The organism is Nocardioides koreensis, assembly GCF_039531775.1.
In the GTDB taxonomy this organism is placed as follows: domain Bacteria; phylum Actinomycetota; class Actinomycetes; order Propionibacteriales; family Nocardioidaceae; genus Nocardioides; species Nocardioides koreensis.
The window spans coordinates 298,597-319,338 of the sequence record NZ_BAAAQR010000001.1 but is presented as its reverse complement, the minus strand read 5'-3'; the positions used below and the strand labels follow the sequence as shown (position 1 = coordinate 319,338).

Annotated in this window: 33 protein-coding genes and 1 pseudogene; 31 read left to right on the top strand and 3 right to left on the bottom strand. The window is 68.9% G+C overall.

Annotated elements, in window-relative coordinates:
• Positions 1 to 28: 28 nt before the first annotated feature.
• The 27 genes from rplV (at position 29) to rplQ (ending at position 16,132) form a co-directional block, all read left to right on the top strand.
• Complete coding sequence (gene rplV / locus ABD268_RS01490; RefSeq protein WP_344146499.1) at positions 29 to 454, top strand: 50S ribosomal protein L22; 426 nt, start codon at positions 29 to 31, stop codon at positions 452 to 454.
• A complete protein-coding gene (gene rpsC, locus ABD268_RS01485) occupies positions 454 to 1,281 on the top strand; it encodes a 30S ribosomal protein S3 (RefSeq protein ID WP_344146496.1) in 828 nt (275 codons plus the stop codon). The genes rplV and rpsC overlap by 1 nt, the downstream gene beginning before the upstream one ends.
• A 3-nt stretch (positions 1,282 to 1,284) precedes the next feature.
• On the top strand, positions 1,285 to 1,704 hold the full coding sequence (gene rplP / locus ABD268_RS01480; RefSeq protein ID WP_344146493.1) for a 50S ribosomal protein L16: 420 nt from the start codon (positions 1,285 to 1,287) through the stop codon (positions 1,702 to 1,704).
• Positions 1,704 to 1,958: a 50S ribosomal protein L29 gene (gene rpmC, locus ABD268_RS01475; RefSeq protein WP_344146490.1), complete on the top strand. Its 255-nt coding sequence runs from the start codon at positions 1,704 to 1,706 to the stop codon at positions 1,956 to 1,958. The genes rplP and rpmC overlap by 1 nt, the downstream gene beginning before the upstream one ends.
• A complete protein-coding gene (rpsQ, locus tag ABD268_RS01470) occupies positions 1,955 to 2,224 on the top strand; it encodes a 30S ribosomal protein S17 (protein ID WP_125038971.1) in 270 nt (89 codons plus the stop codon). The genes rpmC and rpsQ overlap by 4 nt, the downstream gene beginning before the upstream one ends.
• 93 nt (positions 2,225 to 2,317) lie before the next feature.
• Positions 2,318 to 2,686 (top strand): 50S ribosomal protein L14, encoded by a 369-nt coding sequence (gene rplN / locus ABD268_RS01465; protein WP_011757324.1) that lies wholly within the window; start codon positions 2,318 to 2,320, stop codon positions 2,684 to 2,686.
• A 3-nt stretch (positions 2,687 to 2,689) separates the two neighbouring features.
• Entirely contained in the window at positions 2,690 to 3,055 is a 366-nt protein-coding gene (gene rplX / locus ABD268_RS01460) for a 50S ribosomal protein L24 (RefSeq protein WP_344146483.1), read from the top strand.
• Positions 3,055 to 3,627 (top strand): 50S ribosomal protein L5, encoded by a 573-nt coding sequence (gene rplE, locus ABD268_RS01455; RefSeq protein ID WP_180934350.1) that lies wholly within the window; start codon positions 3,055 to 3,057, stop codon positions 3,625 to 3,627. The genes rplX and rplE overlap by 1 nt, the downstream gene beginning before the upstream one ends.
• A 1-nt stretch (position 3,628) precedes the next feature.
• Positions 3,629 to 3,814: a type Z 30S ribosomal protein S14 gene (locus ABD268_RS01450; RefSeq protein ID WP_011757321.1), complete on the top strand. Its 186-nt coding sequence runs from the start codon at positions 3,629 to 3,631 to the stop codon at positions 3,812 to 3,814.
• A 121-nt stretch (positions 3,815 to 3,935) separates the two neighbouring features.
• Complete coding sequence (gene rpsH / locus ABD268_RS01445) at positions 3,936 to 4,343, top strand: 30S ribosomal protein S8 (RefSeq protein WP_344146475.1); 408 nt, start codon at positions 3,936 to 3,938, stop codon at positions 4,341 to 4,343.
• 26 nt (positions 4,344 to 4,369) lie between these two features.
• A complete protein-coding gene (gene rplF / locus ABD268_RS01440; RefSeq protein WP_344146472.1) occupies positions 4,370 to 4,909 on the top strand; it encodes a 50S ribosomal protein L6 in 540 nt (179 codons plus the stop codon).
• A 2-nt stretch (positions 4,910 to 4,911) separates the two neighbouring features.
• Entirely contained in the window at positions 4,912 to 5,295 is a 384-nt protein-coding gene (rplR, locus tag ABD268_RS01435; RefSeq protein ID WP_344147929.1) for a 50S ribosomal protein L18, read from the top strand.
• 37 nt (positions 5,296 to 5,332) lie between these two features.
• Positions 5,333 to 5,953 carry a 30S ribosomal protein S5 gene (rpsE, locus tag ABD268_RS01430; protein WP_344146469.1) on the top strand — a complete coding sequence of 207 codons (621 nt, stop codon included), beginning with the start codon at positions 5,333 to 5,335 and terminating at the stop codon, positions 5,951 to 5,953.
• On the top strand, positions 5,953 to 6,135 hold the full coding sequence (gene rpmD / locus ABD268_RS01425; protein ID WP_344146466.1) for a 50S ribosomal protein L30: 183 nt from the start codon (positions 5,953 to 5,955) through the stop codon (positions 6,133 to 6,135). Before rpsE ends, rpmD begins: the two co-directional genes overlap by 1 nt.
• Position 6,136: 1 nt before the next feature.
• Positions 6,137 to 6,577, top strand: a complete 441-nt coding sequence (gene rplO / locus ABD268_RS01420) for a 50S ribosomal protein L15 (protein WP_344146463.1) — start codon at positions 6,137 to 6,139, stop codon at positions 6,575 to 6,577.
• Positions 6,578 to 6,754: 177 nt separating this feature from the next.
• On the top strand, positions 6,755 to 8,050 hold the full coding sequence (secY, locus tag ABD268_RS01415; RefSeq protein ID WP_344146460.1) for a preprotein translocase subunit SecY: 1,296 nt from the start codon (positions 6,755 to 6,757) through the stop codon (positions 8,048 to 8,050).
• Positions 8,051 to 8,626, top strand: a complete 576-nt coding sequence (locus ABD268_RS01410) for an adenylate kinase (protein WP_344146457.1) — start codon at positions 8,051 to 8,053, stop codon at positions 8,624 to 8,626.
• Between the two features lie 121 nt (positions 8,627 to 8,747).
• Positions 8,748 to 9,584: a type I methionyl aminopeptidase gene (map, locus tag ABD268_RS01405; RefSeq protein WP_344146454.1), complete on the top strand. Its 837-nt coding sequence runs from the start codon at positions 8,748 to 8,750 to the stop codon at positions 9,582 to 9,584.
• A 213-nt stretch (positions 9,585 to 9,797) separates the two neighbouring features.
• A complete protein-coding gene (locus tag ABD268_RS01400; RefSeq protein WP_344146452.1) occupies positions 9,798 to 10,862 on the top strand; it encodes a TerC family protein in 1,065 nt (354 codons plus the stop codon).
• A 42-nt stretch (positions 10,863 to 10,904) separates the two neighbouring features.
• Positions 10,905 to 11,957, top strand: coding sequence for an LLM class flavin-dependent oxidoreductase (locus ABD268_RS01395; protein WP_344146449.1), 1,053 nt, complete (start codon positions 10,905 to 10,907; stop codon positions 11,955 to 11,957).
• A gap of 312 nt (positions 11,958 to 12,269) precedes the next feature.
• Positions 12,270 to 12,491, top strand: coding sequence for a translation initiation factor IF-1 (gene infA / locus ABD268_RS01390; RefSeq protein WP_011757309.1), 222 nt, complete (start codon positions 12,270 to 12,272; stop codon positions 12,489 to 12,491).
• A 25-nt stretch (positions 12,492 to 12,516) separates the two neighbouring features.
• The gene (gene rpmJ, locus ABD268_RS01385; protein ID WP_011757308.1) at positions 12,517 to 12,630 is read left to right on the top strand and encodes a 50S ribosomal protein L36; all 114 of its coding nucleotides are present in this window, start codon (positions 12,517 to 12,519) and stop codon (positions 12,628 to 12,630) included.
• A 187-nt stretch (positions 12,631 to 12,817) separates the two neighbouring features.
• Positions 12,818 to 13,192 (top strand): 30S ribosomal protein S13, encoded by a 375-nt coding sequence (gene rpsM, locus ABD268_RS01380; RefSeq protein ID WP_344146445.1) that lies wholly within the window; start codon positions 12,818 to 12,820, stop codon positions 13,190 to 13,192.
• 97 nt (positions 13,193 to 13,289) lie between these two features.
• On the top strand, positions 13,290 to 13,697 hold the full coding sequence (gene rpsK / locus ABD268_RS01375; RefSeq protein WP_090849777.1) for a 30S ribosomal protein S11: 408 nt from the start codon (positions 13,290 to 13,292) through the stop codon (positions 13,695 to 13,697).
• Positions 13,698 to 13,730: 33 nt separating this feature from the next.
• Entirely contained in the window at positions 13,731 to 14,339 is a 609-nt protein-coding gene (gene rpsD / locus ABD268_RS01370) for a 30S ribosomal protein S4 (protein WP_344146436.1), read from the top strand.
• Between the two features lie 106 nt (positions 14,340 to 14,445).
• Positions 14,446 to 15,462, top strand: coding sequence for a DNA-directed RNA polymerase subunit alpha (locus ABD268_RS01365; RefSeq protein WP_344146433.1), 1,017 nt, complete (start codon positions 14,446 to 14,448; stop codon positions 15,460 to 15,462).
• Positions 15,463 to 15,559: 97 nt separating this feature from the next.
• The gene (rplQ, locus tag ABD268_RS01360; protein ID WP_344146430.1) at positions 15,560 to 16,132 is read left to right on the top strand and encodes a 50S ribosomal protein L17; all 573 of its coding nucleotides are present in this window, start codon (positions 15,560 to 15,562) and stop codon (positions 16,130 to 16,132) included.
• A gap of 73 nt (positions 16,133 to 16,205) precedes the next feature.
• On the opposite strand, the gene ABD268_RS01355 is transcribed toward rplQ, so the two are convergent.
• Positions 16,206 to 16,946: a DUF2786 domain-containing protein gene (locus tag ABD268_RS01355; protein ID WP_344146427.1), complete on the bottom strand. Its 741-nt coding sequence runs from the start codon at positions 16,944 to 16,946 to the stop codon at positions 16,206 to 16,208.
• A 216-nt stretch (positions 16,947 to 17,162) separates the two neighbouring features.
• Between ABD268_RS01355 and ABD268_RS01350 the strand changes: the two genes are divergently transcribed.
• The gene (locus ABD268_RS01350; protein ID WP_344146424.1) at positions 17,163 to 17,735 is read left to right on the top strand and encodes a hypothetical protein; all 573 of its coding nucleotides are present in this window, start codon (positions 17,163 to 17,165) and stop codon (positions 17,733 to 17,735) included.
• Between the two features lie 164 nt (positions 17,736 to 17,899).
• Here the strand turns inward: ABD268_RS01350 and ABD268_RS01345 are convergent, their stop codons facing one another.
• Together ABD268_RS01345 and ABD268_RS01340 are read right to left on the bottom strand one after the other, a co-directional pair.
• The gene (locus ABD268_RS01345) at positions 17,900 to 18,061 is read right to left on the bottom strand and encodes a hypothetical protein (RefSeq protein WP_344147959.1); all 162 of its coding nucleotides are present in this window, start codon (positions 18,059 to 18,061) and stop codon (positions 17,900 to 17,902) included.
• A 61-nt stretch (positions 18,062 to 18,122) separates the two neighbouring features.
• Positions 18,123 to 18,263 (bottom strand): annotated as a pseudogene (locus tag ABD268_RS01340) (GntR family transcriptional regulator); the annotation flags it as partial.
• A 51-nt stretch (positions 18,264 to 18,314) separates the two neighbouring features.
• Between ABD268_RS01340 and ABD268_RS01335 the strand changes: the two are divergent.
• The 3 genes from ABD268_RS01335 to ABD268_RS01325 all read left to right on the top strand — a co-directional run bounded on the left by ABD268_RS01335 (position 18,315) and on the right by ABD268_RS01325 (position 20,742).
• Positions 18,315 to 19,226: a carbohydrate kinase family protein gene (locus ABD268_RS01335; protein WP_344146421.1), complete on the top strand. Its 912-nt coding sequence runs from the start codon at positions 18,315 to 18,317 to the stop codon at positions 19,224 to 19,226.
• A gap of 84 nt (positions 19,227 to 19,310) precedes the next feature.
• A complete protein-coding gene (truA, locus tag ABD268_RS01330; RefSeq protein ID WP_344146418.1) occupies positions 19,311 to 20,150 on the top strand; it encodes a tRNA pseudouridine(38-40) synthase TruA in 840 nt (279 codons plus the stop codon).
• A complete protein-coding gene (locus ABD268_RS01325; protein WP_344146415.1) occupies positions 20,143 to 20,742 on the top strand; it encodes a class I SAM-dependent methyltransferase in 600 nt (199 codons plus the stop codon). Before truA ends, ABD268_RS01325 begins: the two co-directional genes overlap by 8 nt.

Below are 20,742 nucleotides of genomic sequence, written 5' to 3'. Positions count from 1 at the left end.
GCGGTGGGGCCAGAGGAGATATACAGCCATGAGCGTTACCGAGCGCAGGCGCACCAGCGCCCGCCGCGAGTCGCTGCTCGGCGACCAGCCGGGTGCCTTCGCGAGCGCACGCTTCGTGCGGATCAGCCCGATGAAGGCCCGCCGTGTCGTCGACATGGTCCGCGGCCTCCCCGTCGACGAGGCCCTGGCGCTGCTGCAGTTCGCGCCGCAGGCCGCGTCGGAGACCGTCTACAAGGTGCTGGAGAGCGCCGTCGCCAACGCCGAGACCACTGAAGGTCTCGACGCCGGTGACCTGGTCGTCTCCGTGGGCACCGTGGACGAGGGGCCGACCATGAAGCGCTGGCGTCCTCGCGCGCAGGGCCGCGCGACGCGCATCAACAAGCGCACGAGCCACATCACGCTGGCCGTACAGCCGGCCGCAGTGGTCGCTGAGAAGAAGGGACGGAAGGCCTGATGGGCCAGAAGATCAACCCGAACGGCTTCCGCCTCGGAATCTCGACGGACCACAAGAGCCGCTGGTACGCCGACAAGCTCTACAAGAGCTACGTCGGTGAGGACGTCGCGATCCGCAAGCTGCTGTCCAAGGGCATGGAGCGGGCCGGCATCGCCAAGGTCGAGATCGAGCGCACCCGGGACCGCGTGCGGGTGGACATCCACACCGCGCGTCCGGGCATCGTGATCGGTCGCCGTGGCGCCGAGGCCGACCGCATCCGGGGCGAGCTGGAGAAGCTCACCGGCAAGCAGGTGCAGCTGAACATCCTCGAGGTCAAGAACCCCGAGATCGACGCGCAGCTGGTCGCCCAGGGTGTCGCCGAGCAGCTCGCCGGCCGCGTGCAGTTCCGTCGCGCGATGCGCAAGGCGATGCAGACCTCGATGCGTTCGGGTGCCAAGGGCATCCGGATCCAGTGCTCCGGCCGCCTCAACGGCGCCGAGATGTCGCGCACCGAGTTCTACCGCGAGGGTCGCGTGCCGCTGCACACGCTGCGCGCCGACATCGACTACGGCTTCTACGAGGCCAAGACCACCTTCGGCCGCATCGGCGTGAAGGTCTGGATCTACAAGGGCGAGGTCGCCGGCACCCGTGCCGAGCGCCAGGCCCAGGCCGCTGCCCGCGCCGGTGTCCCCGGCCGCGGTGGTCGTCCGTCGCGTGGCGGCGACCGCCCGAGCCGTGGCTCGCGTGGCGACCGTCCGTCCCGTTCGGACCGCGCCGCCGAGGCGCCGGCGAAGGACGCTCCGGCCGAGGCCGCTGCCCCCGCTGCTGACGCTCCGAAGGAGGCCTGAGCCATGTTGATGCCCCGTCGTGTCAAGCACCGCAAGCAGCACCACCCCAAGCGGACCGGTGCTGCCAAGGGTGGCACGAAGCTCGCCTTCGGCGACTTCGGCATCCAGGCGGTCGAGGGCCACTACGTGACCAACCGCCAGATCGAGTCGGCGCGTATCGCGATGACCCGCCACATCAAGCGCGGTGGAAAGGTGTGGATCAACATCTACCCCGACCGCCCGCTGACCAAGAAGCCTGCCGAGACCCGCATGGGTTCCGGAAAGGGCTCGCCGGAGTGGTGGATCGCCAACGTCAAGCCCGGCCGCGTCATGTTCGAACTCTCCGGCGTTTCGGAGGACATTGCTCGTGAGGCCATGCGCCGCGCGATGCACAAGCTCCCGATGAAGTGCCGCTTCGTCTCCCGTGAGGCAGGTGAATTCTGATGGCTACGACTGCTCACGAGCTCGACGAGATGACCAACATCGACCTCGAGGCCAAGCTGCGCGAGGCCAAGGAGGAGCTCTTCAACCTCCGCTTCCAGGCGGCCACCGGCCAGCTGGAGAGCCACGGCCGGCTCCGTACGGTCAAGAAGGACATCGCCCGGATCTACACCGTGGTGCGTGAGCGCGAGCTCGGCATCCGGACCGCTCCTGGCCAGAACGATGCAGTTCAGGACAACGAGGATGGTGCCGCATGAGCGAGCAGGCAGTTGAGCGCAACGCTCGCAAGGTCCGTGAGGGCCTGGTCGTCAGCGACAAGATGGACAAGACCGTGGTCGTGTCCGTCGAGGACCGCGTGAAGCACGCGCTGTACGGCAAGGTCATGCGTCGCACCAGCAAGCTGAAGGCGCACGACGAGCAGAACGAGTGCGGCATCGGCGACCGCGTCCTCCTGATGGAGACCCGTCCGCTGTCCGCCACCAAGCGGTGGCGCGTCGTGCAGATCCTCGAGAAGGCGAAGTAACCCTCTCGCCTTCCGGCGAGGACAACCACATCAGTTCGGCCAGGCTCACCGTCCGCGAGGCGCTGAGAACCAGCTCGACAACCAGGAGAGACAATGATCCAGCAGGAGTCGCGACTCAAGGTCGCCGACAACACCGGTGCAAAGGAGATCCTCTGCATCCGTGTTCTCGGTGGCTCGGGTCGGCGCTACGCCGGTATCGGCGACGTCATCGTTGCCACCGTGAAGGACGCGATCCCCGGTGGCAACGTGAAGAAGGGTGACGTCGTCAAGGCCGTTGTCGTGCGCACCGTGAAGGAGCGTCGCCGTCCCGACGGTTCGTACATCCGCTTCGACGAGAACGCCGCCGTGATCCTCAAGAACGACGGCGAGCCGCGAGGCACCCGCATTTTCGGCCCGGTGGGCCGCGAGCTGCGCGAGAAGAAGTTCATGAAGATCATCTCGCTCGCGCCGGAGGTGCTCTGACTCATGGGCAAGAACAGCGTGAACATCAAGAAGGGCGACACCGTCAAGGTGATCGCCGGCAAGGACAAGGGTGCCGAGGGCAAGGTCATCCAGGTGCTCCGTGAGGAGCAGCGGGTGATCGTCGAGGGCGTCAACCGGATCAAGCGGCACACCAAGGTCGTGAACCAGGGTGGGCGCGCCGGCAACACCGGCGGGATCATCACCGCCGAGGCCCCCATCCACGTCTCGAACGTGATGCTCGTCGAGGGCGACGGCGTGACCCGGATCGGCTTCCGCCGTGACGAGGTCACCAAGCGCCGCCCGGACGGCTCGACGTACACGTCGACGCGCAGCGTCCGCATCTCGCGCAAGTCCGGCAAGGAGATCTGATGACCGAGACCCAGACCTCAGCTGCGGTCACCCCGCGTCTGAAGACCCGCTACCGCGAGGAGATCCTCCCCGCGCTGCAGTCCGAGTTCGACATCAAGAACGTCATGCAGGTGCCCGGCCTGACCAAGATCGTGGTCAACATGGGCGTCGGCGAGGCGGCTCGCGACTCGAAGCTGATCGAGGGTGCCGTCAAGGACCTCACGGCGATCACCGGGCAGAAGCCCCTGGTCACCAAGGCCCGCAAGTCCATCGCGCAGTTCAAGCTGCGCGAGGGCATGCCGATCGGCGCGCACACCACGCTGCGCGGCGACCGGATGTGGGAGTTCCTGGACCGCCTGCTGTCGCTGGCGCTGCCGCGCATCCGCGACTTCCGCGGCCTCTCGCCCAAGCAGTTCGACGGCCGTGGCAACTACACGTTCGGTCTGACCGAGCAGGTCATGTTCCACGAGATCGACCAGGACCGGATCGACCGGTCGCGCGGCATGGACATCACGATCGTGACCACGGCCACCAACGACGACCAGGGTCGTGCGCTGCTCAAGCAGCTCGGCTTCCCCTTCAAGGAGAACTGACATGGCGAAGACCGCTCTGAAGGTCAAGGCCGCCCGCAAGCCGAAGTTCGCTGTCCGCGGCTACACCCGCTGCCAGCGCTGCGGCCGGCCCAAGGCCGTCTACCGCAAGTTCGGCCTGTGCCGCATCTGCCTGCGGGAGATGGCGCACCGCGGCGAGCTGCCCGGCGTGACCAAGTCCTCCTGGTGACCGATTTCGAGACGGTTGCTGCGCAGCCTGCTCAATCACCGATCCACTTCTAACAACGATCGCTGCAGGTCGCACCTGAGATGCAGGTGCGAAACCACGGTGGAGAAAGGGCCTCGCGGCCATGACGATGACTGACCCGATCGCAGACATGCTCACTCGTCTGCGCAACGCCAACCAGGCGTACCACGACGCGGTGACCATGCCGTACAGCAAGCTGAAGCAGGGCGTCGCGGAGATCCTCCAGCAGGAGGGTTACATCACGTCCTTCGACGTGAAGGAGCCGGCCGAGGGTGAGGTCGGCAAGTCGCTGACCATCACGCTCAAGTACGGCCGGAACCGGGAGCGCTCCATCGCGGGCGTTCGCCGCATCAGCAAGCCCGGCCTGCGGGTCTACGCCAAGCACACGGGACTCCCGAAGGTGCTCGGCGGCCTGGGCGTCGCGATCATCTCGACGAGCCAGGGCCTGCTCACCGACCGCCAGGCGAACCAGAAGGGCGTGGGTGGGGAAGTCCTCGCCTACGTCTGGTAGCCCGAGACCCGAGAAGGAGAACTGACATGTCGCGCATCGGAAGAATGCCCGTCGTCGTGCCCTCGGGTGTCGACGTGGCGATCGACGGCCCGCTGGTGACGGTCAAGGGCCCGAAGGGCACCCTGAGCCACACCGTGGTCTCCCCGATCACCGTGGAGAAGAACGACGACGTCCTCAACGTGTCCCGACCCGACGACGAGCGTGAGAGCCGGGCCCGCCACGGGCTGACCCGCACGCTCGTGAACAACATGGTCGTGGGTGTCACGGAGGGCTACGAGAAGAAGCTCGAGATCGTGGGCGTGGGCTACCGCGTCCTGTCCAAGGGCCCGACCCAGCTGGAGTTCCAGCTCGGGTACTCCCACCCCATCACCTTCAACGCTCCCGAGGGCATCACGTTCACCGTGGACGGCCCGACCCGGCTGGGCGTGCAGGGCATCGACAAGCAGCTCGTCGGTGAGGTCGCGGCCAACATCCGCAAGCTGCGCAAGCCCGAGCCGTACAAGGGCAAGGGCGTTCGGTACGCGGGTGAGCAAATCCGCCGCAAGGTCGGAAAGGCTGGTAAGTGACCATGGCGATCTCGCTGAAGAACAACAAGCACACTGCGGGTCGCGTCAAGTCGCGCCTGCGCCGCCAGGTGCGGGGCCGCAAGAAGGTCGCCGGCACCGCCGAGCGTCCGCGTCTCGTCGTCACCCGTTCGTCGAAGCACATCACCGTGCAGGTCGTCGACGACCAGGTCGGCAAGACCCTCGCGTTCGCGTCGACCACGGAGAAGGACCTGCGGGCCTTCGACGGCGACAAGACCGCCAAGGCCAAGAAGGTCGGTGAGCTCGTTGCCGAGCGCGCCAAGGCCGCCGGCGTCGACGGCGTGGTCTTCGACCGCGCCGGCAACAAGTACCACGGCCGCATCGCGGCCCTTGCCGATGGCGCCCGCGAGGGCGGCCTGACGTTCTGATCGCAAGACAAGCAAGAGAGAGAAGAGGAAAAGTCTCATGAGCGGAGCCCAGCGCGGACAGCGCGGTGGCGAGCGCCGAGGCAACCGCGACGACCGTCGCGGTGGCCAGGCTGCTGACAAGACCGCCTACATCGAGCGCGTCGTTGCGATCAACCGTGTCGCCAAGGTCGTGAAGGGTGGTCGTCGCTTCAGCTTCACCGCCCTTGTGATCGTCGGTGACGGCGAGGGTCTGGTCGGCGTCGGCTACGGCAAGGCGAAGGAAGTTCCGGCCGCGATCGCCAAGGGTGTCGAGGAGGCGAAGAAGAACTTCTTCCGCGTCCCCCGCATCCAGGGCACGATCCCGCACCCGGTCCAGGGCGAGAAGGCGGCGGGCGTCGTCATGCTGCGTCCGGCCGCGCCCGGTACCGGAGTGATCGCCGGTGGCCCGGTGCGTGCGGTGCTCGAGTGCGCCGGCATCCACGACGTGCTGAGCAAGTCGCTCGGTTCGTCCAACCAGATCAACATCGTGCACGCGACCGTCGAGGCGCTGCGGATGCTGGAGCAGCCGGAGGCCGTCGCTGCGCGCCGTGGCCTGCGGGTCGAGGACGTCGCTCCGGCGGCGCTGCTGAAGGCTCGCGCCGAGGTTCCGGAGGGCGTGTCCCAGGAGGTGTCGTCCTGATGGCACAGCTGAAGGTCCAGCAGATGCGGGGCACGATCGGCGTCAAGGCGAACCAGCGCGAGACCCTGCGCACGCTCGGTCTCAAGCGGATCGGCGACGTGGTCGTGAAGGAAGACCGCCCGGAGATCCGGGGCATGGTCAACACCGTCCGTCACCTGGTGACGGTCGAGGAGGTCGAGTGAGATGACGCTCAAGCTGCACCACCTGCGTCCGGCTCCCGGCGCCAAGACCGCGAAGACCCGTGTGGGTCGCGGTGAGGGCTCGAAGGGAAAGACCGCTGGTCGCGGTACCAAGGGCACCAAGGCCCGTTACCAGGTTCCGGTCGCCTTCGAGGGTGGCCAGATGCCGATCCACATGCGCCTGCCCAAGCTGAAGGGCTTCAAGAACCCCTTCAAGGTGGAGTTCCAGGTCGTCAACCTCGACCGGATCAACGAGCTCTTCCCCGAGGGTGGCACCGTGACCGTCGAGGACCTGGTCGCCAAGGGCGCCGTCCGCAACGGCCACCCGGTCAAGGTCCTCGGCCAGGGTGACCTGTCCGTCGCCGTCCAGGTGAGCGCCAACGCGTTCTCCGGCTCGGCGAAGGAGAAGATCGAGGCGGCCGGCGGCAGCACCACGGTGCTGTGACGGAAAAACTGACCTGCCTTTGATGTGTGTGGTGCGAGGGCGCGGACGGCTGAGGCCGGCCGCGCCCTCGCCACATCCATCGGGCATCATCGGACCCAGTGGGGAGCCTGTTAGGCTTCCCCGGGTCTTCGCGGGTGTCGTGCGAGGGCCGCACCCCGCTCGGAGAAAGAGGATCCTGTGCTAGGCGCGTTCGCGAACGCTTTCCGGACCCCGGACCTGCGGCGCAAGCTGCTGTTCGTCCTGCTGATCATCACGATCTTCCGGCTCGGATCCCAGATCCCGACCCCGGGCGTCAACGTGGCCAACGTCCAGTCCTGCGTCAACGACGTGGGCAACTCGGGCGTCTACAGCCTGATCAACCTGTTCTCGGGCGGTGCGCTGCTCCAGCTGACGGTCTTCGCGCTGGGGATCATGCCCTACATCACCGCCAGCATCATCCTGCAGCTGCTCGTCGTGGTGATCCCGCGGCTCGAGGCGCTGAAGAAGGAGGGGCAGTCGGGGCAGACGAAGATCACGCAGTACACCCGCTACCTGACCCTCGGCCTGGCCCTGCTCCAGGCGACCGGCATCGTGGCGCTCGCCCGCTCCGGCAACCTCCTCCAGGGCTGCGCCAAGCCGCTGCTGCACGACAACGGCACCGGGACCTTCATGGTCATGGTCGTCACCATGACCGCCGGCACGGCCGTCATCATGTGGCTCGGTGAGCTCATCACCGAGCGCGGCGTCGGCAACGGCATGTCGCTGCTGATCTTCACCACGGTCGTCTCCGGCTTCCCGTCCTCCCTCTGGGCCGTCCAGAAGGAGAAGGGCTGGTGGGTCTTCGGCATCGTCGTGGTGATCGGCCTGCTGGTGATCGCGGCCGTCATCTTCATCGAGCAGGCCCAGCGCCGCATCCCGGTGCAGTACGCGCGCCGGATGGTCGGCCGCAAGATGTTCGGTGGCAGCTCGACGTACATCCCGCTGAAGGTGAACCAGGCCGGTGTCATCCCGGTCATCTTCGCCTCGTCGCTGCTCTACCTGCCGGCCATGGCCGCGCAGTTCAACCAGAACAGCGACTCTCCGTGGGTGACGTGGATCAACGACTACTTCGTCCGCGGCAGCCACCCGCTGTACATGATCACCTTCTTCCTCCTGATCGTCTTCTTCACCTACTTCTACGTCTCGATCACCTTCAACCCCGAAGAGGTCGCGGACAACATGAAGAAGTACGGCGGCTTCATCCCCGGGATCCGGGCGGGCAAGCCGACCGAGGACTACCTGTCCTACGTCCTGTCCCGCATCACCGCGCCGGGCGCTCTGTACCTGGGCCTGATCGCCCTGATCCCGCTGATCGCGTTCGTCTTCATCAACGCGAACCAGAACTTCCCGTTCGGTGGCACCTCCATCCTGATCATGGTGGGTGTCGCGCTGGACACGGTGAAGCAGATCGAGAGCCAGCTCCAGCAGCGCAACTACGAAGGATTCCTCCGCTAAATGCGACTGATCATGATGGGCCCGCCCGGGGCCGGCAAGGGCACGCAGGCGAAGTTCGTCGCCGAGCACTTCGGGATTCCCGCCATCTCCACCGGCGACATCTTCCGCGCGAACGTCTCCGAGGGCACGCCGCTCGGGATCGAGGCCAAGCGGTACATGGACGCCGGCGACTACGTGCCCGACGAGGTCACCAACCTGATGGTCCGCAACCGGATCGACGAGGAGGACGCCGAGCCCGGCTTCCTGCTCGACGGCTACCCGCGGACCCTGGCCCAGGTCGAAGAGCTCGACGGCATGATCAAGTTCACCGGGCACAGCCTCGACGCGGTCGTGGTGCTCACCGTCGACGCCGACGAGATCGTCGAGCGGCTGCTGCAGCGGGCCCAGGTCGAGGGTCGGGCCGACGACACCGAGGACGTCATCCGCAAGCGCCAGGAGATCTACGCCGAGCAGACCGAGCCCCTGATCGAGGTCTACCGCGCCCGCGGCATCCTGATCGAGGTCGACGGGATGGGCGAGGTCGCCGAGGTCACCCAGCGCATCTTTGAGGCGCTGGACGTCGTCACGCAGAGCTGAGCGGCACTCATGACGCACGTCAGCAGCGTTGTCGTCGGTCGACGACCGCTGCGCCTTGAAGGTCGCCTTCCCTCCTCCGCCTTGCCGACGCACGCCCTGAGCGCCGCTCTGGGGAGGTGTCATGGGCTTCCGTGACCGCGGACTCGAGATCAAGACGCCCGACCAGATCGCCGGCATGCGCCGGGCCGGGCTGGTCGTCGGGCAGACCCTCGAGCTGCTCCGTTCCTCGGTGCGTGCCGGGATCAGCACGGGGGAGCTCGACGCGATCGCGGAGGACAACATCCGGTCCTCCGGCGCGACCCCGTCATTCAAGGGCTACCACGGCTTCCCGGGCTCGATCTGCACCTCGGTCAACGACGAGGTGGTCCACGGCATCCCCGGTGGCCGGGTCCTGGCCGAGGGTGACGTCATCTCGATCGACTGCGGCGCCATCACTCCGGACGCTTCCGGTCAGGGCTGGCACGGCGACGCCGCGATCACGGTCGCGGTGGGCACCGTCCCGGACGAGGTGACCGAGCTGATGCGGGTCACCGAGGAGGCGCTGTGGCACGGGATCGGCGCCGCCCGCCTCGGAGGCCGGGTCACCGACATCTCGCACGCCGTGGAGAGCCACGTGCGCAGCCAGGGCTCCTACGGCATCCTCGAGGACTACGTCGGCCACGGCATCGGCACGCAGATGCACATGCCCCCCAACGTGCCCAACTTCGGCCGGCCCGGACGGGGACCCAGGCTCGTCGAGGGCCTGGCGCTGGCGGTCGAGCCGATGATCACGCTGGGCACCAAGGACACGGTCGTCCTCGAGGACGACTGGACCGTCATCACCTCCGACGCCTCCTGGGCCGCCCACTTCGAGCACACCTTCACCCTCACCCCGCGGGGGGCCTGGGTGCTCACGGCCCTCGACGGCGGCGAGGCGGCACTGACCGCGCTCGGCGTGCCGTTCGGAGGCGCTGACTAGGGTCACCTGCCCCGCGCCGGTCCCGGCGTGGGACGATGGGACCCCAGGAGGGGAGTATTCCCGTCACGGTGGTGTCGTCAGTACGGCCCGGCTCAGCCCGGACCCGGTGCCACCGGCTCGGTCACCCGAGCGGAAGAGACCTCCGGAGAAAAGAACGGCCGGCGCAGCTCCTGTGCCGGCGCCGCCGCCTGCTCCGGAGGAGAAATTCACTCGATGAATGCCATCATGGGCGACTCGGTCGCCTCCCCGCTCGTCTGGGCCATCACCATCGTCGTCACGGTGGGGGCCCTGTTCGTCGACCTGGTGGTGATCGCCCGTCGACCCCACGAGCCGACGATGGGCGAGGTGAGCCGCCACCTGGCGTTCTTCATCGGGCTGGCCGTCCTCTTCGGCGGTGCGCTCTGGCTCTTCGCCGAGCCGCACGCACTCTCCTCGGCCCCCGGTCCGGAGTTCTTCGCCGGGTGGCTCACGGAGTACTCGCTGTCGATCGACAACCTGTTCATCTTCATCATCATCATGGCGAACTTCTCGGTGCCCCGGCAGTACCAGCAGACCGCGCTCATGATCGGCATCGTGCTGGCGCTGGTGATGCGGGGGATCTTCATCGTCATCGGCGCGGCGGCCATCAACGAGTTCAGCTGGGTGTTCTACCTCTTCGGTGCCTTCCTGCTGTGGACGGCGGTCAAGCTGGCCAGGGAGGGGCGCAACGACGACGACGACGAGGAGTACGAGGAGAACCGCCTGGTGCGGTTCGCGGAGCGGCACCTCCCGGCGACCACCGAGTGGAACGGCACCAAGCTGTTCAGCCGGGAGAACGGCAAGCGCCTGATCACGCCGATGTTCCTGGTGGTGCTGACCCTGGGCACGACCGACCTGCTGTTCGCGCTCGACTCGATCCCCGCGATCTACGGCCTGACCCAGGACCCGTACCTCGTCTTCACGGCCAACGTGTTCGCGCTGATGGGCCTGCGCCAGCTGTACTTCCTCATCGGCGGCCTGCTGCAGCGGCTCATCTACCTCTCGTACGGGCTGGCGGTCCTGCTGGGCTTTATCGGGGTGAAGCTGGTGCTGCACGCGCTGCACGAGAACGAGCTGCCGTTCATCAACGGGGGCGAACCCGTCGAGTGGGCGCCCGACATCCCGATCTGGCTCTCGCTGGTCATCATCGTCGGCACGCTCGCCGTCACCGCGGTGGTCAGCCTGCTCGTCTCCAGGAACATGTCGCAGGCCGAGATCGAGGAGCGCACCATCTCGCTGGGCGAGCCCGACGAGGGCTGAGACCCGCGGAATACCCGGCCCGGCGGTCGGGGTTGGGTCGGGGTGAGCACCCGACGTCCGACCCTGTCCGTCCTCGACCTGGTGCCGGTCCGCAGCGACCAGGCGTCCCGGGACGCGGTGGCGGCCACGCTGTCCCTGGCCCGGGTGGCCGACGAGCTCGGCTACCGCCGGTACTGGCTCGCCGAGCACCACAACATGCCGGCGGTGGCCGCCACGAACCCCCCGGTGCTGATCGGCCTGGTGGCCGGTGCGACCCGGGAGATCCGGGTCGGCTCCGGGGGAGTGATGCTGCCCAACCACGCGCCGCTCGTCGTGGCCGAGCAGTTCGCGCTGCTCGAGGCCGCCTACCCGGGCCGGATCGACCTCGGCATCGGCCGCGCGCCCGGCAGCGACCCGGTCACCACCTACGCCCTGCGCCACGGCGCGGGCGGGGTCAGCGACGAGGCGGTCACCCGGTTCCCCGAGTACGTCGACAACGTGCTGGCCATGATGGACGCCGAGGGCGTGGCGATCGGGATCCAGGGGCGCAGCTACCCCCTGCGCGCCACCCCCGTCGCGACCTCGGTGCCCGACATCTGGCTGCTCGGCTCCTCGGACTACTCCGCCCGGCTGGCGGCCGAGAAGGGGATGCCCTACGTCTTCGCGCACCACTTCTCGGGCAGCGGCACCGCGGAGGCGCTCGAGCTCTACCGCTCCGCCTTCCGGCCGTCGGCGGAGCTGGCCGAGCCCCGCACGTTCCTCACGGTGAACGCCGTGGTCGCGCCGACCACCGAGGAGGCCCACCGGCTGGCCCTGCCGCAGCTCCTCGCGATGCTCGCGCTGCGCACCGGCCAGCCGCTGACCGCCCAGCAGCTGGTCGAGGAGGCGGAGAAGGTGGAGCTGCCCGAGCCGCACCGGGACGTCGTCGAGGCGATGCGGTCCCGCTGGGTCATCGGCTCGCCCGAGGAGGCTCGCGCCCGGATCGACGAGCTCGCCGCGGCGTACGCCGTGGACGAGGTGATGGTGCACCCGGTCGCCGGCGCGCACGTCGGGACCGAGCCGGCGACCAGCCCGGCCCGGGAGGAGACGCTCCGGCTGCTCGCGCAGGCGGACTGAACCTGAGTGGATTCGTGTTTGCCGGCCGTTTGCCACTAAACTGGCGTGTCGGCCCAACGTGGGTCTGTTTCGTGGTGCCTCGCGGCTGCCCGGATCATCGTTCGACGAGCTCACTAGAGCACGTCGGGCTGTGCCCGGGATGAGGTTCCCGGGACGGCTGCACGAGGTCCACCACGCCCGACCGGCGCAGCACGAGCAGGTCGACGTGGAGGTTCCCGGGCCACCTGGCCCCGGACCGATCCGGGGACAGTGCACCACGGTAGACCGGCGGCTCCCGCGAGGGAGCCGAACGACCAACAGATTGTGGAGGACATGCCGAAGAAAGAAGGCGTGATCGAGATCGAGGGCACCGTCGTGGAGGCCCTGCCGAATGCCATGTTCCGCGTCGAGCTGAGCAACGGGCACAAGGTTCTCGCCCACATCAGCGGCAAGATGCGCCAGCACTACATCCGGATCCTCCCCGAGGACCGCGTGGTGGTGGAGCTCTCGCCGTACGACCTCACCCGGGGTCGGATCGTCTACCGCTACAAGTGAGCAGCCGAATTGAGAGGGACCTTTCGTGAAGGTCAAGCCGAGCGTCAAGCCGATCTGTGACAAGTGCAAGGTGATCCGTCGCCACGGCCGCGTCATGGTGATCTGCGAGAACCCGCGCCACAAGCAGCGCCAGGGTTGAGTCGCGAGACCCAGCCCGACCACAACTGAACACCCGAACGTGATCGCTTGGCCCGTCGTACGACGTGCCGAACCACCTCCGGAGCAGAGGCCGGAGCCCACCCGACGAGGAGTGGGACGCGACACGACCAGACACCTCTGTGGACAACCCGAAGGGCTTCGGCCCTTTTGAAAGGAAGCGCCACCACATGGCACGCCTCGTTGGTGTTGACCTTCCGCGCGACAAGCGCATCGAGGTCGCACTCACCTACATCTACGGCATCGGCCGTACCCGCGCCCAGCAGCTGCTGGAGACCACCGGGGTCAGCCCCGACCTCCGCGTCCACCAGCTGGGTGATGAAGAGCTGGTCAAGCTCCGTGACGCGATCGAAGCCAACTTCAAGATCGAGGGTGACCTCCGTCGCGAGGTCCAGGCAGACATCCGCCGCAAGATCGAGATCGGCAGCTACCAGGGTCGCCGCCACCGCATGGGCCTCCCGGTCCGCGGTCAGCGCACCAAGACCAACGCGCGTACCCGCAAGGGCCCCAAGCGCACGGTTGCCGGCAAGAAGAAGGCCAAGTGACCCCTGCCTGACGGAGGTGGTCCCGACCACCGAAATCGGCAGATCACCGACCTGATCTTCCACAGACTTCCAGACCAGCTACTTCAGGAGATACTGCATGCCTCCCAAGAGCCGCACAGCGGCCGGCGCCAAGAAGGTGCGCCGCAAGGAGAAGAAGAACGTCGCCCAGGGCGAGGCTCACATCAAGAGCACGTTCAACAACACCATCGTCACGATCACCGACCCCACCGGTGCGGTGATCTCGTGGGCCTCGGCCGGCACCGTCGGCTTCAAGGGCTCGCGCAAGTCCACCCCGTTCGCCGCGCAGATGGCCGCCGAGGCCGCGGGTCGTCGGGCGATGGAGCACGGGATGAAGAAGATCGACGTCTTCGTCAAGGGTCCGGGTTCGGGCCGCGAGACGGCGATCCGTTCGCTGGGTGCCATCGGCCTCGAGGTCGGCACCATCCAGGACGTCACCCCCACGCCCCACAACGGATGCCGGCCGCCCAAGCGCCGCCGCGTCTGATCACCCGAGACTGAACTAGGAGACAACTGAGTTATGGCCCGCTACACCGGCCCCATGACCAAGAAGTCGCGCCGTCTCGGTGTCGACCTCGTTGGTGGCGACTCGGCGTTCGAGCGTCGCCCCTACCCGCCCGGCCAGCACGGCCGCGGCCGCATCAAGGAGAGCGAGTACCTCCTCCAGCTTCGTGAGAAGCAGAAGGCGCGTATCTCCTACGGCATCCTCGAGAGGCAGTTCCACAAGTACTACGTCGAGGCCTCGCGCCGTCCGGGCAAGACCGGCGACAACCTGCTGCAGATGCTCGAGTGCCGCCTCGACAACGTGGTCTACCGCGCCGGGTTCGCCCGCACGCGCCGCCACGCTCGTCAGCTCGTCGTGCACGGCCACTTCAAGGTGAACGGCAAGAAGGTCGACATCCCGTCCTTCCAGGTCACCGCCCACGACGTCATCGACGTCCGGGAGAAGTCGCTGGAGATGACCCCGTTCATCGTGGCTCGCGAGACCCACGGTGAGCGCGTCGTCCCGGCGTGGCTCGAGGCGATCCCCTCGCGCATGCGGGTCCTGGTGCACCAGCTCCCGGTCCGGGCGCAGATCGACATCCCGGTCCAGGAGCAGCTGATCGTCGAGTACTACTCGAAGAAGTAACACCCACGGGGGCACCCCGGGACTCCCCGGGGTGTCACCACCTTCCTTTTCACCTTCATTGTTCGGGCCCGTCAAATAGTGGGCTGGCCCGGAAAGGAAAGAATCAGTGCTTATCGCTCAGCGCCCGACCCTGTCGGAAGAGACCGTTGACGAGTTCCGCTCTCGGTTCGTGATCGAGCCGCTCGAGCCCGGCTTCGGTTACACGCTCGGCAATTCGCTGCGTCGTACCCTGCTGTCGTCGATTCCCGGCGCCTCCGTCACCAGCATCAAGGTCGACACCGTTCTCCACGAGTTCTCGACCATCGAGGGCGTCAAGGAAGACGTCACCGAGATCATCCTCAACCTCAAGGGCCTCGTCGTCTCCTCCGAGCACGACGAGCCGGTGACCATGTACCTCCGCAAGTCGGGCGCCGGTGACGTCACCGCCGCCGACATCGCGCCCCCGGCCGGTGTCGAGGTGCACAACCCGGACCTGAAGATCGCCACCCTGTCCGACAAGGGCAAGCTGGAGATGGAGCTCGTCGTCGAGCGCGGCCGTGGCTACGTCTCGGCGGTGCAGAACAAGGGTGCCGACAACGAGATCGGCCGGATGCCGGTCGACTCGATCTACAGCCCGGTCCTGAAGGTGACCTACAAGGTCGAGGCCACCCGTGTCGAGCAGCGCACCGACTTCGACAAGCTGGTCATCGACGTCGAGACCAAGCCGTCGATCCGTCCCCGCGACGCGATCGCCTCGGCCGGCAAGACCCTGGTCGAGCTGTTCGGCCTGGCGCGCGAGCTGAACGTCGAGGCCGAGGGCATCGACATCGGCCCGTCGCCGGTCGACGAGCAGCTGGCTGCCGACCTCGCCCTCCCGGTCGAGGACCTGCAGCTGACCGTCCGGTCCTACAACTGCCTCAAGCGTGAGGGCATCCACACCGTGGGTGAGCTCATCTCGCGCTCGGAGCAGGACCTGCTCGACATTCGCAACTTCGGCGCCAAGTCGATCGACGAGGTCAAGGCCAAGCTGGTCGAGATGGGCCTGTCCCTCAAGGACAGCGCGCCCGGCTTCGACCCGCACGCCGCCCTGGCGGCGTACGGCGACGACGACGACGACGCGTTTGTCGAAGACGAACAGTACTGATCAGCGTCGAGGACGAGCAGTACCAATCAACCAAACCGACCCTCCCCGGGTCGTCTACCCCGGTACCTGACACGGCCGGAGAGAAACGAGAGAAGCAATGCCCACTCCCAAGAAGGGTGCCCGCCTCGGCGGCAGCCCGGCCCACCAGCGCCTGATCCTCTCGAACCTGGCCACGGCCCTGTTCGAGCACGGTCGGATCACCACCACCGAGGCCAAGGCGCGCGTGCTGCGCCCGGTCGCGGAGAAGCTGATCACCAAGGCGAAGAAGGGCGACCTGCACAACCGTCGCGAGGTCCTCAAGACCGTCCGCGACAAGTCGGTCGTGCACGTGCTGTTCACCGAGATCGCGCCGACCTTCGCCGAGCGTCCGGGTGGCTACACCCGGATCACCAAGATCGGCCCCCGCAAGGGCGACAACGCGCCGATGGCCGTGATCGAGCTGGTGACCGAGGCGTACTCGCCGAAGGCGCCGGCCACGAAGGCGAAGAAGGCCGAGGCCCCCAAGGCCGCTCCGGCCGAGGAGACCGAGGCTCCGGCTGAGGACGCCCCGGTCGAGATGACCGAGGAGACCGTGCCCGAGAGCACCGTCGCCGAGGCCGAGACCACGGAGGAGGCCGCCGAGGCTCCCGCCGAGGAGACCGAGGCCGAGGACACCGAGGGCAAGGCCTGACCCACACCAGGTCAGCGAAGGCCCGTCACCCGCGAGGGTGGCGGGCCTTCGTCATGTCGCGATCCGGGGCGCCTCAGCCGCGGCGGGGCAGGCTGCGCCGGTCGCCCCCGACGCGTCGCTCGCCGAGGTCGGCGCGGCGGCCGGCGGCCCAACCCTCGGCGCCGCCGGAGCCGGACAGCTGTCGCGCCCGCGCGGTGGCGAGACGCGGGTAGGCGTCGTGGAGTGCGGCCTCGACGAGGGCGGACCGGTCGGCGAGGACCAGCTCCGTGGAGGTCCCGGACGCGCGGAACCTGTCGGAGGACGCCGCCTGCGCCCGCCGCTCGGCGGTGTCGAGGCGGTCGCCGATCGCCATCCGGAAGCCGGCGAGCCAGGACCGGCGGAACGCGGCCTTGTGCTCCTCGGGCGGGACGCGGGTCCGGGAGAGGCCGGTCGCCGCCTGCAGGAGCAGGCTGGTGAAGAGCAGCTCGGTGCGCTCGAGGTCGGAGTGGTGGCCGAACAGGTGCAGCGAGAGCTCCTTGCGCCCGTCGCGCCAGCGGGTGCGCTGCACCGCCCGGCAGCGCAGGCGGCAGGCGACGGTCGAGAGCAGGTCGGCCTTGTCCGCGGCGTACGGCGCGTCCAGGGTCAGCACGCGGTCACCCACCGGGTCCGACGCGGGGTCCGACCGGGCGAGAAGAGCCTGGTCGATGCCGTAGTCGGCGATGAGCTGGGCCGCCTTGGCGGTGTAGGTGGCGGCTTCGTGCTCGGTTGCCGCCGGGTCCTCGGCCAGGGCCAGCAGCTTGCGGACCTTGGCGAGGATCGGGTCGTGGTCGGTCATGGGGCCTCCGTGGGAACGTGCCGACCACACTGGCAGGCGGTGGGGACAGCCCGGACCGGGGGACGGGGGTTGTCCACAGGACCGGGGGAGCGGAGCCTGCGGCCGGTCCGTCGGCAGCCATGATCGCCACTGTGGGGGATGCGCGGAGCGGGGTCTGTGGAGTAGGCACGTGAGCAGGGCCGCGCGCCCTGTCGTGGCCCGGCAAGGAGGACGGCCATGATCCGTCGACTGCTCTCGACCCTCTTCTTCTTCGCACTGATCCCGCTGGGCGCTCCCGCGTTGGCCACCCAGGCGGGGAGCGTCTACTCGGACAAGCACTATGACGAGCCCTACTCGAACGTCGACAAGTCATGCGGCTTCCCGTGGAAGATCTCCGGCCACGCCAGCGGCCACCAGGTGATCTACAACGTCCCCGGCTCGCACCGCCAGGCCTACCTGCTGCACGACCACTACCGGTGGCACGAGACCTGGACCAACCTCGACAACGGCAAGAAGGCGTACGCCCACGGCCACGGCTACTTCCGCGAGCTCAGCGCGGAGCACGTCAAGGGCGACCTGTGGCGTTTCCTGACCGTGGACGAGGGTGTGCCCTTCGCCGTGGAGAACGCCAGGCACCAGCCGGTCCTGTCAGACGCAGGACGGATCACGCTCCGGGCGCTCTTCGACACGCTCGGCGACCACCAGCCGGGCGGGGAGCTGAAGAATCTCTACGTGATCGATGAGAAGGGACACTTCCCGACCTACCCCGACTTCGACTTCTGCAAGCTGGCACGACGGCTCCTGCAGTGAGGGACGCCGTGCCGTGGCGGACGAGGTCGTGCCGAGCCGCAGGTGAGAGCGAGCCTGACCGGGTTTGACAGCAGAGAGCGGCTGGTCCCACTCGCCGCACGACCGGGCAGGGCGGCCCCCTTGGCCGCCTTGCCGTCCGCCACCTCGGGGACGCCCCGGGTGGGTCAGGAGGTGGACCAGGCCTGGTCGAGCATCTTGTGGGCCTCGGGCAGGCTGACGCCGAGGCGCCGGAGGGCGGCGGCGTACTGCTCCGCGGCCCGTCGAGCCGCCCCCGACCCCGCCGCGGCCGAGGTGGCGACGAACGTGCCGCGTCGGCCCTCGGTCACCCACGACGCCGTCGGCCTCGAGCTCGCGGTAGACCCGGGCGACCGTGTTGACGGCCAGGTTCAGGTCGGCCGCCAGCGCCCGCACGGTCGGCAGCCGGGTGCCGGTCGCCAGCTCGCCGGACGCCACCCGCGAGGCGATCTGGGTGCGCAGCTGCTCGTACGGCGGGGTGCCCGACGCGGCGTCGATCGGGTGCACGTCCATGAGACGGACCCTACGTGTCGCACCGCCCGGCCGATGCGTCAGAGTCTCCCCATGGATCGCGACGTGCTGGTGGTGGGTGAGTCCCTGGTCGACATCGTGAACGCTGCGGACGGGGAGACCAAGGAGTACGCCGGCGGCAGCGCCGCCAACGTGGCCGTCGCCCTGGCCCGGCTCGGCCGGACCGTCCGGTTCGCGACCAGCTTCGCCGACGACGAGCACGGCCGCCTGGTCGCGGAGCACCTGAGCTCGGCCGGCGTCACCCTGGCCTCCGACCCGGGAGCCGTCTCGCGGACCTCGACGGCGGAGGCCACGATCGGCGTGGACGGGGCCGCGGACTACGAGTTCGACCTCGAGTGGCGGCTCAACCAGGTGGAGTCCGGCCCGGACCCGCTGGTCGTGCACACCTGCTCGCTCGGTGCGGTGCTCAGCCCGGGCGCCGACGACGTGGTCGCGCTGCTCGAGGGCCTGCGCGAGGTGGCGACGATCAGCTACGACGTCAACGCCCGGCCGGCGATCACCGGCACCGGGCCCGACCTCATCGACCGGGTGGAGCGGATGGCCGCGATCGCCGACCTGGTCAAGGCCTCCGACGAGGACCTCGAGGCGATCTACCCGCAGCTGGACCAGGTCAAGGCCGCGCGTCGCCTGTTGTCGCTGGGTCCCCGGGCCGTCGTGGTCACGCGGGGAGGCGAGGGGGCGCTCTGGGTCGGCCCGGACCACGTGGTCGAGGTCGACTCCCACACCGTCGAGGTGGCGGACACGATCGGCGCCGGCGACACCTTCGGCGCGGCCCTCCTCGACGCCCTGTGGGACGCCGGCCAGCTCGGCGCCGACCACCGGGAGGCGCTCGGCGCGCTCGACCGCGAGCAGGTCGAGGCGATCCTCTCCCACGCCGCCGGCGCGGCGGCGGTCACCGTGTCGCGGCCCGGCGCGGACCCGCCGTACCGCCACGAGCTCCCCTGAGCCTGAACTCACCGGATCGGTGACTTCAGGCTGAGCGCAGGTCGGCGGCCTGGTGCCGACCGGGCCGATGGCAGGATTCGGGGCGTGCGGATCCGGATCGACCTCGCCTACGACGGCACCGACTTCCACGGCTGGGCGACCCAGCCGCGACTGCGCACCGTGCAGGGCGAGCTCGAGGCGGCGCTCGCCACGGCGCTGCGGGTCCCGGAGGCGAGCGTCGTGTGCGCGGGGCGGACGGACACCGGCGTGCACGCGCGCGGCCAGGTCACCCACCTCGACGTCGAGGAGTCCGTGCTCGCCGCCTCGGCGGGCCGCTCGGAGGACCCCCCTGAGGAGGCGCTGCTGCGCCGGCTCAACGGGATCCTGCCCCCCGACGTGCGCGTACGCCGCGTGGCCGCGGCCCCGGACGGGTTCGACGCCCGCTTCTCCGCTGTGTGGCGGCGCTACGCCTACCGGGTCGCGGACCGACCGGGGACGGTGGACCCGCTGACCCGCCGGCACGTGCTGGCCTGGTCGCGTCCGCTGGACCTCGACGCGGTCAATGCGGCCTCGGCGCTGCTGGTGGGGGAGCACGACTTCGCGTCGTTCTGCAAGAAGCGCGAGGGTGCGACCACGATCCGCACGCTGCTGGACCTCTCCTGGGACCGTGACCCGGTCGGTGTCGCCGTGGCCACCGTCCGCGCCGACGCGTTCTGCCACAGCATGGTGCGCGCCCTGGTCGGCTGCCTGCTGGCCGTGGGCGAGGGACGCCGGCCGGTCGCGTGGGCCGGCGAGGTGCTGGGCGCCCGGGTCCGCGACCCCGCGGTCACCGTCGCCCACGCGCACGGGCTCACGCTCGAGGAGGTCGGCTACCCCGCGGACCGGGAGCTGGCCGCGCGCGCCGAGCAGACCCGCGCCCGGAGGACCGAGGTGGGACATGGATGAGCACTACTTCAGCGCCGATCCGTCGGTGGCCTTCAAGCGGGCGCCGGTGCACGCCACGGTGTGGGGCCACGACCTCGACCTGACCAGCGGGTCCGGGGTCTTCGCCCAGGGACGTCTCGACATCGGCACGGCGGTGCTCTTCCGGGAGACCGAGCCGCCGGGCGGGGGCCGGGTCCTCGACCTGGGCTGCGGGTACGGCGTCATCGGGCTGGCGGTGGCGGTGGCCGCCCCGACCGCCGTGGTCACCGCGGTCGACGTCAACGAGCGTGCGGTGCTGCTGGCCAACGAGAACGCCGCAGCCCTCGGCGTGGCCGACCGCTACACGGCCGGCACGCCGGACGGCGTACCCGCGGACGCGGCGTACGACGAGATCTGGTCGAACCCGCCCATCCGGATCGGCAAGGAGGCGCTGCACCAGCTGCTGCTGACCTGGCTGCCCCGGCTCGTCCCGGGGGGCCGCGCGGTGATGGTGGTCGGCAAGAACCTTGGCGCTGACTCGCTGCAACGGTGGCTGGCGGAGCAGGGCTACCCGACCGCGCGGCTCGCCAGCGCCAAGGGGTTCCGGGTGCTGGAGAGCCGCCGCCCGGCCTGA